This window comes from Dermatophilaceae bacterium Sec6.4 (assembly GCA_039636865.1).
Lineage (GTDB): Bacteria > Actinomycetota > Actinomycetes > Actinomycetales > Dermatophilaceae > Allobranchiibius.
Window position 1 is genome coordinate 3,258,252 of sequence record CP144172.1, and the last position, 17,956, is coordinate 3,276,207.

Consider the following 17,956-nt stretch of genomic DNA (forward strand, 5'->3'; position numbering starts at 1 on the left):
CAACAGCTGCACTAGCACGCCGATTGGTGAAGGCGCCTTGGCTATCTTGATCACATCGCTAAGCCAGACCCAACACCCGAGAAGGCCACGCGACGCCCACCCAGTCGTTGAAGAGCAAGGAGAACGTGAGTTGAAGCTTGAGCGAATGCGCGTGGAGGAAGGATTCCTCGATGGGCTAGACGTGACGTTCGCGTCCGGCCTGAACGTCGTGATTGGTGCGAGGGGTGTAGGCAAGACGAGCTTGGTTGAACTCATTCGTTATGGCCTTCGATTGCCGCACCTTGATGAACGCCGATCCAACTACGGCCGTCTCCACGCCGAGGCTGTCCTCGGCGGTGGGCGTGTCTCCATCACCTATCTAGAAAACGACCAACGGCGAACAGTGTCGCGTTCGGCAAACGATCCCGACTTGGGGGATCAACACTTAGAACCGGCAAGCACGATGCCAGAGGTGCTAGGCCAGAACGAACTTGAGGGTATTGGCCTAGATCCACGAAGTCGATTAAGGCTCGTAGATGCACGAGCGTCTCTAGCTTTGGACGCCCACGATCCACGCCTACGTGAACTTCGAACCGAAGCTGAATCAATCACCGTTCAGCTGAGAGAGCTGGGGCGGCAGCGTGAGTCGCACCGGCAAGAGGAAATCCTCCGCCCGTCGCTGGTCGCTGAACTCGCGGATGCGCGTGCTCATGAGAACGAGTTGCTCAGTCGAGCTTCTGCCGAAGTCGCTGACCTGCGCGGGGCCCTGGCTGAAGGTACAACGCGACTGAGCGCTACGCGAAGCCAGCGGGAGGAGCTCCTCCTCATGAGAGGAGAGCTCACAGATATCGCCGGAGAGGCTGCTGAGCTCGAAACGCGGCTGGCGAATCTGCTCGCGGACTACAACGACCCAATCAGTGGCGCGAATCTCAACGTGAGTACGGCGAAGGCGTTCAGGAGTCAGACGGTCGCTACCTCCAAATTGCATGACGTAGTGACGGACGTCGCCGCTACCGTTGAGAGACTCGCTTCTGACATTGCGGCAATTGACGACCAACTTAGACCGCTCAGGATTGAATTCGAACAACTTCAAGCCGGTGCTGGTGAAGCGGCGCAGCTGACATCCCGTCTCGAGAGGCAATTGTCAGATGTAGACAGCCGCCTTCAACGGCTGCCCGCTATACAGGAACGATCTCAGGCTCTCGAGTTGCGTCGCGACGGAATCATGATCGCTCTCGACCAGATCGCTGAAGCTGTCTGGATCGCGCGCTCGAAAGCTGTCCATGCGTTGAACCAGGAATTCACGCCGCGAATCCGTGTAGTAGCAGAACACTTCGGAGACCGGGACGAGTACGTAAGTCGGCTCGCGGACGCTTTACGGGGTAGTGGTCTTCAACATAATCAACTGGCCAGTTGGATTGCGGATCGGGTTACCCCAAAGGAACTCGTTGCGGCGACTGAAAACTCTGATGCGGCACTCTTAGCGACCCTAGGTGAAATAACGCCCAACCGGGTCGAGCGGCTCATTAGCCACCTGGCTATGTCAGAGAAATTAGGCGAGGTTCTCACCTCGAGGGTCGATGACGTAACCGTGTTCGAATTGCTGGTGGGAAATCAGTACAAGTCATCAGAAACCCTATCCACTGGACAGAGATGCGCGCTGGTCTTGCCGCTGCTTCTCGCTGAAGCAGGCAGGACCTTAATTCTCGATCAACCGGAAGACCACCTGGACAACGCGTACCTGGTCGACAACACTGTGAGGTCGTTATCCGCGAGGTCTCGAAAAGCTCAGACAATCGTAGTGACCCACAACGCAAACATCCCAGTACTCGGGAACGCTGACAGGGTAATTGCGCTGCAAAGCGATGGTCGTCGCGGATATGTGCACGAAGTCGGAGCGCTCACCGAGCCAAAGATCGTCTCCGCAATCACGAGACTGATGGAAGGTGGAAGTGAGGCATTCGCCCAGCGGGCGGCCTTCTATCGCACTGGTGGTAATCCATGAACCGCGATGAAGCCCTCAATGCGATGTCCAGCGATGTGCCCGCCGAACGGCTAGAATCAGCGAGGTATTTGCAGTTTTGGGCGATTCCTGCTGATATCCCTCAACTCCGATCCTTCCTGCAAGCCGAATCGGTGGGTTGGATATCCCGGTCTCTGAAGTCCGCGCTGGCTAGACTCGGAGATGCTCCGGAACAAGAAATCGATCTGGAAGACTATCTCCAGGACGATGGGACGCAATCGCAGGAAGTTTCGGCTCTTGCGCGTGCACGGATCGCCCGAACCGTGGTACACGAGCTGGAACCTATCGTGGGCGCCATTCAGTATTACGCATCGCGTGAGGTCACCGACTATTCGAGTAGCCGAACCGCTTCCCAGGTCAATCGGATGGCTCGACTATTGAGGGCCATCGAAACTCTAGGCAGAGTTTCTGGGACGCCACGAATCCAGAAGTTTGACCTCGCCACTCTCATTGCGAAGCTGGTGGAGGCAGAGCAGGTCGCCGCCGAGATCGTCATGAAAGTCGAAGGGCCCGGACGACTCATACTTTCGAGCGATCCTGACCTGATCGAACTTGTGCTTGGCAATGCGTTACGAAATGCCGCAGAGGCCATAAATGAAGTGCTCTCGCACGGATCGGTCGCAGTGGTGTATGGGGGTACTGATCGTGACTTCTGGGTCACCATCTCAGACAACGGGAAGGGGCTTCCAACGGGTAGCTCTGAGCGATTGTTCGATGTAGGAACGTCGACCAAGGAAGGGCATTTGGGTATGGGCCTCGCACTATCCATTGAGGCCACCCGAACTTTGGGTGGCAAACTCCGACTATCGGGTACAGCACAAGGAGCCAGGTTCGAGATGAACGTACCGGATGGAGTCATCTGATGCAGTTTCTGTTAGTCGAGGACAACCCGGGGGTAGTGTCTGTCTTTCGCGACTTTGCAGCTAGCGATAGTCACGTTGTCGAAGTGGTGGGCGATCTTGAGAGCGCATTGGCGCACATCGATGCCGGACCATCTGGGAGTGACCTCGTTATATGCGACTTAAAAATCCCCTCCCAACCTGGATCGGTAGACGCAGAAGTCGAGCATGGCCTCATGGTGTTGCGGCGACTACTCGCTCGATTGCCAGGTGTTCCTGTGGTAGTTCTCTCCGCTTTCGGGACGGTCGATGTGGTCGCAGGAATGCTGTTGGAGGCTAAGCAGCTAGACGTCTACGGCAGTGGAAGTCCTATCCCGATGTTGAGGTTTGAGCAGAAGGCTAATGTAACTGCGGCGATGCAATCTATTACGGACGCACACGCCGAGCTCAATGAGCTCGATGGGATTGAGTTGGTGGGTGCGTCGGACCTCGACAAAGAGCAGCATCGTGCCCTGCGCGTGTTCGCACGGCGGAGGGGCGGAAGGACGGTGCAATACAGGCCACTGTCCGGCGGCCTCTCTGGCGCAGCTACTGGGTTGGCGACAGTGAGAAGTGAAAGCGGGGCTCAGGTTGCACATGTGGTCGCCAAACTAACCCGACTAAGTAGTGCTTTGGAGGAACGGGAGAGGTACCGCACCTACATTTCTGGGCGTCTCGGCGCGGGGACGTATGCTGATCTGAGCGACGAAGTCTTGGCAGGTTGCCAAGATGGCGCCGGACTCTTCTATAGCGTCGCTGATACGTACGACAAAGACTTGTTCACCGTGCTTAGGCTCGATGAAGAGTTGGCGGTTCGTGCTGTCGAGCGCCTGGTCTCAGACACGTCGCACTGGATTTCGGGTGCCCCACAAAGGTCAAAAATGTGGGTTGAAGTTCGTGAACTTCTCATTACCCCAGACAAGTATGAAGAGGTAAGAAGTCGCTACGCCATTCGCGAAGTTGCGGAAGAAAAACCAATACAGACTGTCTGGGCGGCCCAGCATGGTGATCTGCACGGTGCGAACGTGTTGGTCGATGAAGCGGGTCGCCCCGTTCTAATTGATTTCGGACGAACTTCGTATGGTCCGAGTTTGCTCGATCCGATCACTCTCGAACTAGCGGTTCTCTTCCACCCCGATTCTCCCTATCGAGATGACGCCTGGCCAAGTGTTGCCGCATTGGCCGATTGGAATGATCTGGATTCCTATCTCGTCGGCTGCCCCTATCCTCGCTTCGTGAGGGTCTGCCGGGAGTGGGCATCCCGGGTGGGGGCTGGCCAGCGAGACCTGTACGCGGTCGTTAACGCCATCTGCCTACGGAACCTGAGGTTCAAAGATGTGAACTCCGAGCGGGCGCTTGCGTTGCAGGAATGGGCGGCGAGCGTGCTCGACGAATCCTGAACCGTCCGCCGCGCCACAGGGGGTGGTAGGCCGAACACGCTGATCGGCATGAGAGTGCGGTCATCGGGAATGACGGAGGCGTCCCGCATGCCGAACGGTTACCGATCAAGACCACGCCCTTCCTTCACCGCAGCCAAAAACCGAACCCCGACAGCAGAATCCCGTTGCAAGTGCATCGACGAGCGCCTTCACATGAGGTGTTGCGTCGATCGATAGAACCTGCGGGACGTCTTCCGCAATCAGGACACGCCTTGATTGTTCGCACCAAACGCCTCAGATTCGTCGGCAGGTGCGACCAGCCCGTCGATCACCGTCCTACAGATAACCCGTGATCGATACGGCCAACACCGCGTCCTCATGACCGTCGATCACGTTAATCACACCCCGAGGACTGCTACAGATAAATCTGGAAGTGAGGCGTCGACGAAGGGCGAGGAAAGGTCGATACGACGTCCGGACGGTTTGAGCATGCGCTCGACCAGGTGCTTGACCTGATCCTGCGTGAGGATGGTCGAGGTCAGTTCAGCGATCCCCGAGCGGGCCACGAAGACCCTGGCCGGATCATTGATCCAGATCTCCTCGACGGTCGGGTCATCGAGGTAGGGCTGCAACGGGCCGTAACCAGCGACCGAGTTCAATACTGCGCGGGTAGCGGTTTCGACGTCGCCCAACGGCGCCATCCCACCGTGCAGACTGCGTTGCTCGTAGTCCTTGATGACATCACTGACCAGCCCACGCAGCAGGACGTGCTCGGTCATCGGATCCAGGCGTTGGCGACGGATCAGTTCGCGCACCTCGTCCTCGACGATGGTGACTCCGTCCATCCGCGTCCTCTTTCCGGCGTTACCGCCTGCCGCCTACCCGACCGAGATCCACTATGCAAGCAGGGTTACCGGCGTGTCGGAGAGTTATCCACAACCATTTCTTCCCAGAACTGGGAAAATCCCGACAGGTGGGACTACTCACCGGTTATCCACAGGTGAATATCGGGCCACTGCCAGAAAGGGTCGATCATTTTCGGATGACAGGCACCCCAGACAGCGGCGTCGCGCTGCGCTGCACCGTCGTCCGATCAGATTCTGGGCTGGTCCGACAGTGGTGCCTATGCGTGCCAGTGGGGACGACGTGGAGCAGCATCGCGCAGCAGATCGGAGCCACCGAACCCTCCTACGCGGGTCCGCATCTGATCGCTGGGACCCATTGCGTGGGAGTCCCTCCCCTGATCAACGAGGTGGTGATCAGTGATCTGGTTGCCGACGCCGCGCCGCCGCACCTGTTGGACATCGTTGTCATCGAAGGTCCTTGCGTAGGAGCTCGCGCCGCCCTGACCGATCAACCACTCGGCATCGGCCGAGGTCCCGATAACCACCTCGTGCTGGATGACTCGGATCTCTCTCGGCATCACTGTCAGCTGAGGATCGATCAAGGTCGCGCCGTCGTCTGCGATGCGAACTCCACCAACGGTTCATATCTCGATGGCAGTCCGGTCGGGTCACAGCAGCTGGAGATGCGGGCCGGTCAACGGTTGCGGATCGGTGGCAGCACGCTGGTCCTGGAACGTTCGAGCCGGCCGAGCGAACCACTGGCTGTGGACACAGCCGGTCGCTACCTCGTTCACCGACCCCCGCGGAATCAGCTACGCGTCGCCGACCTGGACCTCGTCGAGCCGGCCGCACCCGCTATCGAGAAACATCGCGGATTCCCCTGGGTAGCCGCCATCACCCCCCTCATCCTGGCCGTCGTCATGGTGCTGGTCCTGGGCAATCTGATGTTCGCGATGTTCGCGCTCCTCAGCCCGGTGATGGTCATCGCCCAGTACGCCGGCGATCGCAACACCACTCGCGGCCGTCATCACGACCAGCAGTCGGCCCACGCGCAGAACGTGGAGCGATTCCAGCAGGACTGTGCGGCAGCGGTCCGCGCCGAGCAGGGGATGCGTCGACAGATCGCCCCACCGGTGGCAACTGCAGCTCGCGACGTCCAACTGCGCACCGCCCGGTTGTGGAATCGCGCGCCCACGCACGAGGACTTCGGTGCGTGGCGCGTCGGCATCGGCACGACCGAGAGTCGAATTCGGCTGCGTGCCGCAGTCGGCGAATCCCGTCACCTTCGCATCGACGATGTTCCCGTCGTGGTGCCGATGCGCGAGCATTCTGTGGTCGGCATATCAGGGGCTCTTCGGCACTTACTCACGCAGTCGGCCCTGCTGCAGCTAGCCACCTGGCACAGCCCTGGATATCTCCGCATTTTCGTTTTCTGTATGCCTGATCACGCGAGAGCGCCGTGGGTTGCGTTGGCCGCGCTACCCCATGTGACCCCACATCCAATGGCTGCGCCCAGGATCTTTACCGCCGAAGGGGAGGACACCGCTATTACAAAAATGTGCGCAACTCTGGCGATCGCGGGCGATCACGACAGTCCGCACACCCTGGTTGTAGTGGATGGCGCGGTCGGCAACATCCCGGCGGTGGCGGACCTGATCACGAACGCTGCACGCTGCGGGCTCGCGGTGCTGGCACTCGCGGAGCAACCTCGTCAGTTACCGCCCGCCTGCACCTGCATCATCATTGCCGATAAGCGGGATCAGGCATATGTCGACGACGTCCCGGTCCGACCGGATCTGCCCATTGCGGAACTTGTCGCCAGCACCGCCCGCGCGCTCGGAGCAATAGCCGATGCCGACCCGAGCGACGCCGGGAGTCAGATCCCCGACAGCGTCGACTTCATCGCATTGATCGGCGCGGAACTAGGTTTCGATGTCGGCGACCCCGCCGAGGTGTTGCGTGGATGGCACTCTCAGCCCATCCAGACCCGAGCGCTCCTGGGGCAGGGCGCCAACGGTCCGATCTGGACCGACCTGGCTACGGACGGTCCCCACGCCCTGATCGCAGGCACGACGGGCGCCGGCAAGTCCGAGCTCCTGCAGACGATGATCACCTCGCTCGCGCTGACCAATTCACCGGATCGACTGTCCTTTGTCCTGATCGACTACAAGGGGGGCGCGGCATTCGCAGAATGCGCTCGGCTGCCCCATACCCTCGGCCTCGTCACCGACCTGGACGCGCACCTCACCTCACGCGCACTGCGCTCGTTGGAAGCTGAGGTGCGTCGCCGCGAACGAATGCTGGCGTCGTGCGGCGCCGCCGACATCTCGCGTTACGACGCCTTGGCGCCGGAGGTGCCACTGGCCAGGTTATTCATCGTGATCGATGAATTCCGTGTGCTGGCCGAGGAACTACCCGACTTCATCGAAGGCCTGGTCCGGATCGCAGCGGTCGGGCGGTCGCTGGGGATCCACCTCATCCTGGCGACTCAGCGACCCGCCGGCGTCGTCTCGGCCGATATGCGCGCGAACCTCAACCTGCGCATCGCGCTGCGGGTGCGAGACAGCTGCGATTCCCACGATGTCATCGAGTCGGACGCAGCGGCGGTCATTCCAGCTGAGCTGCCGGGCCGCGCCATCCTGCGCACGGGAGGTGGCCCGCCCATCCTGTTCCAAACTGCGTGGACCGGCGGCCCGTTACCCACGGCTGAGGTCCCGATCCGGGTGGCCCGCATCGACCCTCGCACCGGCGCACCCAACTGGCCACCGGCTCAGACCGCCGAACGCGAGTCATGCGCCCTGACACTGCTGCAGGAAACTATCTCTGTCGCCGCGGTCACGGGCCGCATCCACACCCCGCAGTCCCCGTGGCTGCAACCGTTGCCGTCTGCCGTGAGCCACGCAGAGGTGCAGCAACAGATGAGAACACGTCAACTCATGCTCGATCTGCACCTCAGGCGGAGCTCAGGTACCGGGTTTGTCGTGGGCCTGGTCGACCTCCCGGCGGAACAACGTCAAGAAGCCATCGGTTGGCACCCGGGCCCCGACGGGAACCTCAGCATCGTGGGTGGGCCACGGAGCGGTCGCACCACGGCGGCAAGGACTCTCGCCTACAACGCGGCACGAGAACTACCCAGTGGCCGGTTGCATCTGTATGTCCTGGATGGCGGCGGCAGCCTCCTGGATCTGGCCCGGCTCCCGCACTGCGGGGCGGTGATATCGAGGCAGGAGCTGTCGCGAACCACCCGCTTGGTCGACTGGCTGTGCGGTCTCATTCGGCAACGCCAATCGCGGCCCTGCACAGCCGGCGGAGAAGCCGCTACCGATCCGCTCATCGTGCTGGTGATCGATGGTTGGGAGATCTTCCAGGAGATGAGCAACGAGCACACAGTCGGCGACTTGGAAGATCGGCTCGGTCAAATTCTTCGCGATGGCGCCTCGGTAGGTGTCACCGTGGTCGCAACGGGCGGACGCGCCCTGATGTCGGGTCGGACCGGCGCGTTCTTCTCCAGCACCATCGTCCTGCGGATGACCGACCCCACCGATCTGCTGATGGCGGGGTTACGAAGCTCGCAGATACCTGCGCAGATGCCACCCGGGCGGGGTGTGCTGCTGCCCGGTGGCCAGGAGCTTCAGGCCACGCTGCCGGATCACCCATGGGAACCGGGTTGCACGCAGACTGATGGCAGCACCACGGAAACGGGCCCGGTACACATCGCGGAACTGCCTGCACGCGTGCACCTCGCCGATCTGGTGCCTACCCCGCACCCTGCCGACCTCGTGCTCTGTGGGTGCACGGTTGACGGTCCGGACGGACTTCCCACCGGACCGTTGGGAGAGGCGGGATGGCTGGTCTGTGGACCACCTCGCAGCGGCCGTAGCAACGTGTTGTCGGTGCTCGCCGTAATGCTCGCGCCCCATCGGACGGTCGGGTGGATATCGACCGGATCGACGCCGGCCGGCACACCCACCGATGTCGTGCGGCTGCCCTTCGATGACCCGGGATGCATGCATGAGTGGTGCCTGCAGCACCCTGACGCCGCGATCCTGATCGACGACGTCGATCAGCTCGGCGGCTTCCCCGCCGAGAGCGTCGTGCTGGAGCACCTCGCCCGCAACCGGAGCACCGGAGCCATCGTGTGCGCCACCGGCCCAGCCGGCGAGCTCGCGACCTCATACCGGGGGCTCGCTCCGGAGTTACGCAGGCGCCAGACCGGCATCCTGCTTCAGCCGGGGCGACACGACGGCGACGTCTTCGGCATCCGCACAGGCCCCGCCGACCGCCCCAGACCAGGACGCGGACTACTCGTGATCCGCGGCGAGATCGGCGAGATTCAGATCGCCGGTCAGGCCAGTAGCGCGCGTTCCAGTTCCTCCAGCGCCTGACGGGCGTAGCCACGCCACATCCTGCCGAATGCCGGGAGCGCGAGCGCGCCGACTCCGTTGGCTGCTCGCACTGTCCATGACCACGTCACTCGGGTGCCGGTGCCGACCGGTTCGAAGGACCAGGTGCCCTCCACCGAGGCAGCGAGCACCACCATCGGACCAGTGATACTGCCGAGCTGGTAAGCAAAGGACCGCGGAGCATCGACCTGCAGCAGGGTTTCCAGCATCGACCCACCGTCCGCGGTTCGGATCGTGCGTGACTGGCCGACCGCGCTGCCCCACGGCTCAATGAATCCGGTTGTCGATCTGATCACCGGAAGTACGCCGTACCGGCGGGAGAAGAGTTGCGACAGAGGGGCTGTCAGCGTCCGCTGGAACGTCTCGTCCAGCCCCAGGGGAATGGCACGACTGGCGGAAACGATCAGCGGCGACGGCATTACCGAAGGGTAGGCCCATGGCATGCTCCACGGGGCCGTTTCAACAGTGGACACCACCCTCGCTGGGGTCCACGATGTCCGGGTGTGGTGCAGCTTGGCGCCCCGTAATCGAAGGTGGGCTCCATGACGTCCGACAACCCGGCGCCGATGAAGGACAGCACGACACCGGCCACCACGGCGACTGCAAAGAAAGCCGCCGCGCGCAAGGCCACCGCCCAGAAGACCGCAGCGACGAAGACCGCGCCTGGCAAGACCACAGCAAGGGCAACCGTCAAAAAAGCGACGGTCAGGAAAGCGACCGTCAAAAAGGTAGCTGAGCCCGTGGAGCCCGTCGAGCAGGTTTTCACAGATGGCGCCGACCGCGAGGTCAGCCTCGGCACCGACGCCGCCTTTGCGGCGCCCGCTCCCATGCCGGGGAATGTGCTGCGCAGCATCTCCGACATCCGGCACGCCATGCGTACCAACACCACGCCGGTCTTCTTCTTCGGCGCGACCCCGTTCAACCTGCTCGGGCTGGACCGCTGGGTCCGTAACTTCTCCTACGTCAGCTACTACGACGGTTGGGACGGCGCCCACCCGCGCATCTTCACCCCCCACGACAAGCCCTATGTGGAGTTCGCGAGCGGCGAAGAGGTCAACCACTGGCTGTTGCGCAACGAAGAGGTCCGCGCCTATGTCGCCGCGAAGACTCCTACCGGTGTACGCCCCAAGGTTGCGATGGTTTTCGTCGACGAAGAGACCGAGACGATCTGCGACGAGGCGGGGTACGACTTGATCCTGCCGCCCGCGTCGCTGCGCCACCGGCTGGACTCCAAGCTCGAAACCACCCGGATGGCCAACGAGGCCGGGGTGCCCAGCGTGCCCAACGTGATGGGCAACGTGCACGACTGGAAGGGGCTGTGCGCACTCGCGAAGAAGGCTGGCCTCGGCGACGATCTGGTCATCCAGTCTGCCTACGGCGACTCGGGCAAGACCACCTACTTCGTGGACGGCCCGGAGTCCTTCAAGAAGCACGCGGAGGACATCATCGACGAAGACGTGAAGATCATGCGTCGCATCGACAACTTCCCGGTGGCCGTCGAGGCGGTACTCACCAGCTGCGGAACGATCGTCGGCCCGTTCATGAGCGAGTTGACCGGTCATAGCGAGTTGACGCCCTACCGCGGCGGGTGGTGTGGCAACGAGATGTTCCCCGCCGTACTGAGCGAGCAGGCACGCGCCAAGGCGACCGACATGGTCATCCGCCTGGGTGACCGGATCGGCAAAGAGGGATACCGCGGCTTCTTCGAGGTCGATGTCCTCGTCGACCTGTTAGACGACGAGGTGTACCTCGGTGAGCTCAACCCGCGCATCAGCGGCGCCTCCGCAATCACCAACGTCACAGCCGGCGCGTATGCAGATGTGCCACTGTTCCTCTTCCACCTGTTGGACTACCTCGACATCGAGATCGATATCGATGTGAACGAGATCAACGAGCGGTGGCAGCGGATCTCCGGCGCAGACGAGTGGTCGCACATGATCATCAAGGAAACGGCCGATACCGTCGAACTGATCCGCAGTGCCGCCGCGACAGGTCAGTACTCGCTGGCCGCCGACGGTGAACTGATCTTCCGCCGCGCAGCGCTGGACTGGCATCAGCTGCAGAACGAGAGCGAAGCGTTCTTCCTACGCGTCTACGGCGCGGGCGACTACCGCTGGAAGGGCGCCGACCTCGGCGTGCTGGTCACCAAGGGCCGCTTGCAGCAGGAAGTAGACGGGAAAGTCGTGCTGACCGAGCGTGCGCGGGCCCTGGTCGATGCCGTGCGGTCGCGGTACACCGGCGTGGCGGTCGACAAGGACGGCATGCCGGTCAGCGCGGTCAAATAGCCGCAGTCAAATGGGACCCGGCTGCCGGACCAGCTGCACACATCGTTTCGAGGCTGAGGACAATATTTCCGTGCCCGTGAATCAAGAGCCCGATCTCGTCGCTGACGTCACTCTGGAGAACTGGCAGACAGGGCCCCATGTGCAGTGGTCTTTCCAGCATGTGGATGAGGTCGTGCGGACCGCGCCGATCCTGACGGGCGACTCCCCCACCCCGCTGCTCAGCGCCCCCGCACCACTGCAGGACCTGCCCGTGACACTGAACGATGGCAGCAACGTGTCGGTGCAATGGGTGATGGACTCCACCGATACCGACGGCTGGATCGTCTGGCGCGGTGGCAAGGTGCTCGCCGAGCACTACCCGCGCGGGATGCAGCCGCACACCCGTCATCTGCTGATGTCGGTGAGCAAGTCGCTCACCGGTGCCGTGGCCGGCGTGCTCATCCATCAGGGACTACTCGACCCCGCGCGCGCGATTGCGTCCTACATCCCGGCGCTGGCCACCCGCGGATACGGCAGCGCCACGGTGCGGGACCTGCTGGACATGCGCTCCGGCATCCGGTTCTCCGAGGAGTACACCGACCCCGAGGCCGAGGTCAGGGTCATGGAGCAGGTCATGGGATGGGCCACGCCCACATCCTCAGACCTACCGGGCACCCTCTATGACTTCCTCGCCGGGCTGCAGCAAAAGGGACCGCATCACGGTCCGTTCGAATACCGCAGCTGCGAATCGGACATGCTCGGGTGGGTGTGTGAAGCGGCCAGCGGGCGCCGGATGACCGATCTGCTGTCCGAGCTGTTGTGGTCGCCGATGGGCGCGGAGTACGGGGCGTACATCGGCGTGGATTCCGTCGGTAACGGCATGTACGACGGTGCGATCTGCACGACGTTGCGCGATCTGCTGCGCTTCGGGACGCTGTTGCTGCACGGCGGGCGGTCCACGACCGGCGTCCAGGTGCTCCCCGAAGCGTTCATCACCGACACCTGGCTGGGCGACAGCGAATCTGCCGCCGCCTTCGCGAACAGCCCCACGGTGCACCTGATGCCCGGCGGGATGTACCGCAACCAGTGCTGGTTCCCCGCGGCCGACCGCAGTGTGCTGCTCTGCCTCGGAATTCACGGACAGATGGTCTACGTCAACCGGGTCACCGGAGTGGTCGCGGCGAAAATGTCCTCATGGGCCGACCCGCAACATGCCTGGAAACTCTTCAGCACCATCCGCGCCTTCGACACCATCGGGATCCACCTCACGACGCCGTTGCATCATCAGCCGTGACATCGCCACCGGCGGCATCGCCCGATTTGTGAACCCATCGACACATTTTCAGTTGCGCTGAATGAGGTGTGGCCCGTCGGTCAGGATTTTGATGTCGATCAGTTTGCGGAAGTGTTGTTCGAGGCGGGTGTCGCGTCGGGGTTTTTGCCCGGGCAGTAGCGGCGGCCTGGTGGTGATGGCGGGCTGCCAGTCGGGGTGTTCTTTGGTGTAGTTGCAGTTTGCGCACAGCCCTTGGCCGTTGTTGTAGGACGTGGGTCCTCCGGCTGCGTGCGGTTGGATGTGGTCGATGTGTCGGATCGGCGCGTCGCAGTAGGGCGTGCGGCAGACCTCGTCGCGGAGGGTGATCAGTTCACGCAGTAGCCCGGTGTAGGTGCGGGCGGTGGTTTCCATCCGGACCAGGTCGGTGTCGTGGGGCGTGGTGAACAGTCGCCGGAGGGTGGTTTTGTCCGCGTCGGTGACCAGTTCCCGGGCGAGGTCGGCGGTGATGGGTCCGTATCCGTCCAGCCGGGCGGGGGTGTTACCGCCCGCGAGGAGGGAACCGGTGTCCATGACCAGGTTGATCCGTACGTCGTACCCGGTGCCGACTTCGCGGCCGGTGAGGCGTTCGATCAGTAGGTCGGCCACCTGTTGCCCGCGCGACCGATTTTCGGTCGGTACGTGGGTTCTTTCTTCAGCGGCCCGTTGCAGGGCCACGTAGGCGCTGATCGCGTCGGCGCAGGGTAGGACAGCGGTCAGGATCGCCATCCCGTCCGGTGCGGGTCGCACGCTGACTCGCCGGGATGCCACCGCGCGGGATCGTTTCGCGACGACACTGGCCGCGTCCAGTTCCGCGGTCCGCCCGCCCGCGAGGGCCCGCGCCCGCCGATCAGAGACCCGGGCGAGGTCTTCGGCGATGTCCTGATCGACTGTGGCTCGGATCTGCCGGGTCGTACACGCCGTTTCCTGCGCCACGATCACCGCCCGCCACTCGCTGATCTCCCCCCGCCGTAACGCACCGTAGGTGCAGGGCAGTTCCTCGACCAGGGCTTGCGCGAGACCCAGGTGACGCGACCCCCGGTGCGGTGATTCCCGCCGGGCCAACGCGACCCGGGCACCCACGCACCGGGCTGTGTCGGCCTGGGCGATCCCACGCGCCTGATCCGCACCGCGCTGCTGGTCGTACACCGCGACGGTCAGGCCCGCCTGCGCCGCAGCCGCGGCACCCTTCAACGCTTCCAACACAGTGATCTGCGCCAGTCGTTCATCGGTGGACGCGTCGTCATCCAACGTCAGCATCCGAACGATCCAACTACGCACCTCCGCAGCAGATAGCGGTACCTCACGGGGAGGTGCTGCCGCCTGAAGGGAATCGAACATAAGTACATATTACCAGTTCAGAGGCCGGAATCAAGAGTAAAACCGACAAATTTCACGTTGTCGGGTGAGCTATGGAGGTACTGCGGTTGGAAGGCGCCGCCCCAACGACGAAGGCCCGGATCCAGTGGATCCGGGCCTTCGTCGTGACGCGTTGGTAGCGGGGGCAGGATTTGAACCTGCGACCTCCGGGTTATGAGCCCGGCGAGCTACCGAGCTGCTCCACCCCGCGTCGGTAAACCAAACCTTACGGGAGCACTGCCGTCGTGCAAAATCGACCCGGGGTGATGCTTCTCACTTCGCGGTGGCGAGGTCGGCGAGCGCCGCCTTCAGCGTGCTGCCCCAGGCGATCTTGCCGCCTTTCGCGGTCGTGGCGCCGTACCCGACGACAACAGCCTTGAGCACGGGGTAGGCCTTGTCACCGTCGGCTCGCACGAACAGCGGTTCGATCTGCACCATGCCGCCCGCGGCCGGAACCGTGAGCAGACTTCCGCGGATGACCAGCTCTTTCTCCCGCGATCGTCCCTCGAAGAACTGCTGCAGTGTGCCAGGCATGCTGGAGGAGGTCGTCACCGACGCCAACAGATCATCTTGAAACTGCTGAGGGCTGCGAGCAGCACCGCTGACCTTCAGAAGATGTAGTGACGAACTGGCCGATCCGTCGCCGTCCGCCACCACGAAGCCGGTGAGTGGACCCTTCTTGCCGGGATCGACGTAGGTTGCCGACAGCCCGTAGGTCGGGGAGGTCGCGCCCGGCAACGTGACAGGTTGGTACTGCGAGGGCTGCAGAACCGCTGTGCCACTGGTCGGGTCCAGCGGCAACGCCCACGACGACTTCTGCGCAACGAAGGACGCACGGTCCTTGTGGCGGAACACGGCAAGCACGGAGCGCTGCATCTCGAACTGGGCCTGCGGGTAGCGCAACTGGGACGCAACCTGGGCGGGCATCTGCGAACGCGGGAGCAATGACCCCGGGAACACCTTCTGCCAGGCGCGCAGGATCGGGTCCTTGGCATCCCAGGTGTACAACCGCACCGTGCCGTCGTAGGCGTCCACCGTCGCCTTCACGGCGCTACGCACATAGTTGACCTCCGGTCCGGTGACACCGGGCGCCGTCGGCAACTCCTGAGCGCGTGAGTACGGGTACCGCGCAGAGGTCGTATAGCCATCCACGACCCACAGCGTCCGGCCACCCGCCTGGACCGGGTAGGTGCCCTGGTCCACCGAAAGCCACGGCGCGACCTGCCGCACACGATCGACCGGGTCGCGGTTGTAGATGACCCGCGATGTCGTGCTCACCGACCGCGACGTCAGCATGTCGACCGACCGGAAGGACGCGGCATAGGCCACCCGCCGCATGATTCCGCCCAACGCAACTCCGCCGGTGCCGTCGTACCGGTAGCCGGTTGTCTTGTCCCCGTCCGCCTCGATGGCCTTGCCCCCGACGACTGAGTAGGACGGCAGGCCCGAGCCGAAGTAGATGCGGCTGCGCGCGGCTTCCGGCGTGGTCACGAACGACGGTGATCCCCCGCCTGCGATCGTCGAGTCAGCCGAGATCACGCCGGTGGAATGCGTATAGACCAGATGACGCCCGACCCAGCCGCTCTGCTGCTTCGGGATCTCCGACGGGTCGATTGTCCGCGCTCCGACGACCGTCGGGGACACTGCGGCGCCGCTACCGGTGCGCCCGGTGTCCAGGACGGCGTCGAAGGAAGCGGGCGGGGTCGCCTTCAACTTCTGGAAGATGCCGCCGGCCGTGACCGGGTCCAGCAACGGCTGCGGGCCGACCTGCTTCGCCAACTCGGCAGCGGTCGTGCCCGCCGGTAGTTTCGAGCCCGCTGCGTACGCATCGGCTGTGACACCGGAGACGCCGTACGCCGCGCGGGTGCCGTCGATCTCGCGCTGCACGTAGGAGGCCTGAGATTTCGACTCCGGCCCGTTCGCCCGCAGCGTGCCGATCACGTCAGGGTAGAGGCCCCCGAAGATCACTGCACACGCGGAGAGCATCGCGATCGCAGTGGTCGGCAACCGCCAGTTCCGTGAGCGCAGCAGCACCAGGAACAACAGCGCAGTGAGCACAGCGGAGACGGCCAGGATCTCGTGGATGGGCAGGGTCGCCGACACTGACGTGCTGTCGACGCCGGTGATGGCGCGGCCACTCTTGTACACCAACGCATACCGGCCCCACCACCATCCGGCGGCCCGCACCAGCAGGAGCGCGACGATCAGCAGACCGAGGTGGGTGCGCGCCAGCCGGGTCGCACGCAGACCCCCGTCGCGCAGCAGAATTCCGCCGTAGATGTAATGCGTGAGACCGGCCAGAACCAGCGACAGCACCAGAATGACCGTCGCGAACCCGATCGCCATCTCGATCAACGGCATGGTGAAGACGTAGAACCCGATGTCGCGGCCGAATTGCGGATCGGTGGCACCGAAACTGGTGCGCCCCCACCACAGAAGCGGTACCCGCCACTGGCCCGCCGCACTGACGGCCACCAGCAGCGCGAACATCGGCACCACCAGCATCGCGCCCGACCTTCGGAAGGGCTCGATCGAGACTCGGTAACGGTGCATCGCCTCCCCGGCGGCATCCGGTACGCGCAGTGGGCGGTACCGGTAGGCCATCCACACACCGACGTGACACAACACTTCGGTCAGCAGGAATGCGAGCGCGAACAGTGCTGTGCGAGTGAGTAGTTCGGTCCGGTAGACCGCCTTGAAGCCGAGGTTGTCGAACCACAGCTGCGATGTCCACACGTTGGCCGCGAATTGGCCCACGATGAAGACTGCAGCGAGGAACAGCAGTCGGCGCAACACTGGATGACGACGCCGCCCACGTAGCAGGGTGGGCGAGTTCTCGTGGAAGTCCGCGTCGCGCGAAGGTCCGAGATCGTCCGCAGAACTCATCGAGATCTTCCGTTCCTACAGCGGGCAACGACACACCAAAGGTAACCGCGTGGGACATACGGCACCATGTCAGGTATGCCGACCACCCCAGATCCGGGTCCTTCCACGTCGTTCTCCCCCCTCGTGAACTGCGCCGTCGACACAGAGAAACACGTGTCGCGGGCAGGGTGGGACCAGGCCCCGCGCTTGTTCGCGATTGCCCGCAACGCGGGCCTACTCGCCCGTGAGCCCGCCCTGGCCGCGCAACTGGGAGCCGCGGATGCGGAGGGGTTGAGCACCATCGAGCAGGAGGGTCTGGCTCCCACGTCGTCGCTGGAGTCACTGCTCGGTCGGCTCGCGTGGCCGCCGGAGGTCGATGGCGTGGCAGTCGCCGTCGAGCGCATCGTGGTCCCCCCCGAAGCCGAGAACGATCTACCTGCCGATCCCCAGCAGGCCGCCGACGCACTCGCCGCGCACCCCGACCGGGCCGACGTGCGCCTGCTGGTCGCGGTGCTGCGTGACGGCGAATCGATCTGCCTGTTGCGTCAACGGGCCCACGATTTCGATGACCGCGTTGCTGTCGGGTCGCAGATCGCGCCCGGGCTGGTCGAAGCCCTCCGCGCGACTCTCACTGCCTGAGACCGGTCTGCGT

11 protein-coding genes and 1 tRNA gene are annotated in these 17,956 nt (G+C 63.5%); 7 read left to right on the plus strand and 5 right to left on the minus strand.

Features of this window, described 5'->3' with window-relative positions; translation table 11 throughout:
• Positions 1-130: 130 nt before the first annotated feature.
• Genes V3G39_15560 through V3G39_15570 form a run of 3 tightly spaced genes read left to right on the plus strand, consistent with a single transcriptional unit; the run spans position 131 to position 4,280 of the window.
• Entirely contained in the window at positions 131-1,984 is a 1,854-nt protein-coding gene (locus tag V3G39_15560; GenBank protein XAS76045.1) for a hypothetical protein, read from the plus strand.
• On the plus strand, positions 1,981-2,865 hold the full coding sequence (locus V3G39_15565; GenBank protein ID XAS76046.1) for a HAMP domain-containing sensor histidine kinase: 885 nt from the start codon (positions 1,981-1,983) through the stop codon (positions 2,863-2,865). The genes V3G39_15560 and V3G39_15565 overlap by 4 nt, the downstream gene beginning before the upstream one ends.
• Entirely contained in the window at positions 2,865-4,280 is a 1,416-nt protein-coding gene (locus V3G39_15570; protein XAS76047.1) for a response regulator, read from the plus strand. Before V3G39_15565 ends, V3G39_15570 begins: the two co-directional genes overlap by 1 nt.
• A 377-nt stretch (positions 4,281-4,657) precedes the next feature.
• Here the strand turns inward: V3G39_15570 and V3G39_15575 are convergent, their stop codons facing one another.
• Entirely contained in the window at positions 4,658-5,104 is a 447-nt protein-coding gene (locus V3G39_15575; GenBank protein XAS76048.1) for a hypothetical protein, read from the minus strand.
• Between the two features lie 380 nt (positions 5,105-5,484).
• Here V3G39_15575 and V3G39_15580 point away from each other — a divergent pair, with 380 nt between their 5' ends.
• Positions 5,485-9,489 carry an FtsK/SpoIIIE domain-containing protein gene (locus V3G39_15580; GenBank protein XAS76049.1) on the plus strand — a complete coding sequence of 1,335 codons (4,005 nt, stop codon included), beginning with the start codon at positions 5,485-5,487 and terminating at the stop codon, positions 9,487-9,489.
• On the opposite strand, the gene V3G39_15585 is transcribed toward V3G39_15580, so the two are convergent.
• Positions 9,450-9,926, minus strand: coding sequence for an SRPBCC family protein (locus tag V3G39_15585; protein XAS76050.1), 477 nt, complete (start codon positions 9,924-9,926; stop codon positions 9,450-9,452). The genes V3G39_15580 and V3G39_15585 overlap by 40 nt on opposite strands.
• 123 nt (positions 9,927-10,049) lie before the next feature.
• Between V3G39_15585 and V3G39_15590 the strand changes: the two genes are divergently transcribed.
• On the plus strand, positions 10,050-11,792 hold the full coding sequence (locus tag V3G39_15590; protein XAS76051.1) for a biotin carboxylase: 1,743 nt from the start codon (positions 10,050-10,052) through the stop codon (positions 11,790-11,792).
• Between the two features lie 70 nt (positions 11,793-11,862).
• Positions 11,863-13,065, plus strand: a complete 1,203-nt coding sequence (locus tag V3G39_15595) for a serine hydrolase (protein ID XAS76052.1) — start codon at positions 11,863-11,865, stop codon at positions 13,063-13,065.
• Between the two features lie 48 nt (positions 13,066-13,113).
• On the opposite strand, the gene V3G39_15600 is transcribed toward V3G39_15595, so the two are convergent.
• The 3 genes from V3G39_15600 to V3G39_15610 form a co-directional block, all read right to left on the minus strand.
• Entirely contained in the window at positions 13,114-14,421 is a 1,308-nt protein-coding gene (locus V3G39_15600) for a DUF222 domain-containing protein (protein ID XAS76053.1), read from the minus strand.
• A gap of 152 nt (positions 14,422-14,573) precedes the next feature.
• Positions 14,574-14,650: transfer RNA gene (locus V3G39_15605), tRNA-Met, on the minus strand.
• 62 nt (positions 14,651-14,712) lie between these two features.
• Positions 14,713-17,325: a UPF0182 family protein gene (locus V3G39_15610; GenBank protein XAS76054.1), complete on the minus strand. Its 2,613-nt coding sequence runs from the start codon at positions 17,323-17,325 to the stop codon at positions 14,713-14,715.
• A gap of 75 nt (positions 17,326-17,400) precedes the next feature.
• Between V3G39_15610 and V3G39_15615 the strand changes: the two genes are divergently transcribed.
• Positions 17,401-17,943 carry a PPA1309 family protein gene (locus V3G39_15615; protein XAS76055.1) on the plus strand — a complete coding sequence of 181 codons (543 nt, stop codon included), beginning with the start codon at positions 17,401-17,403 and terminating at the stop codon, positions 17,941-17,943.
• Positions 17,944-17,956 lie beyond the last annotated feature (13 nt).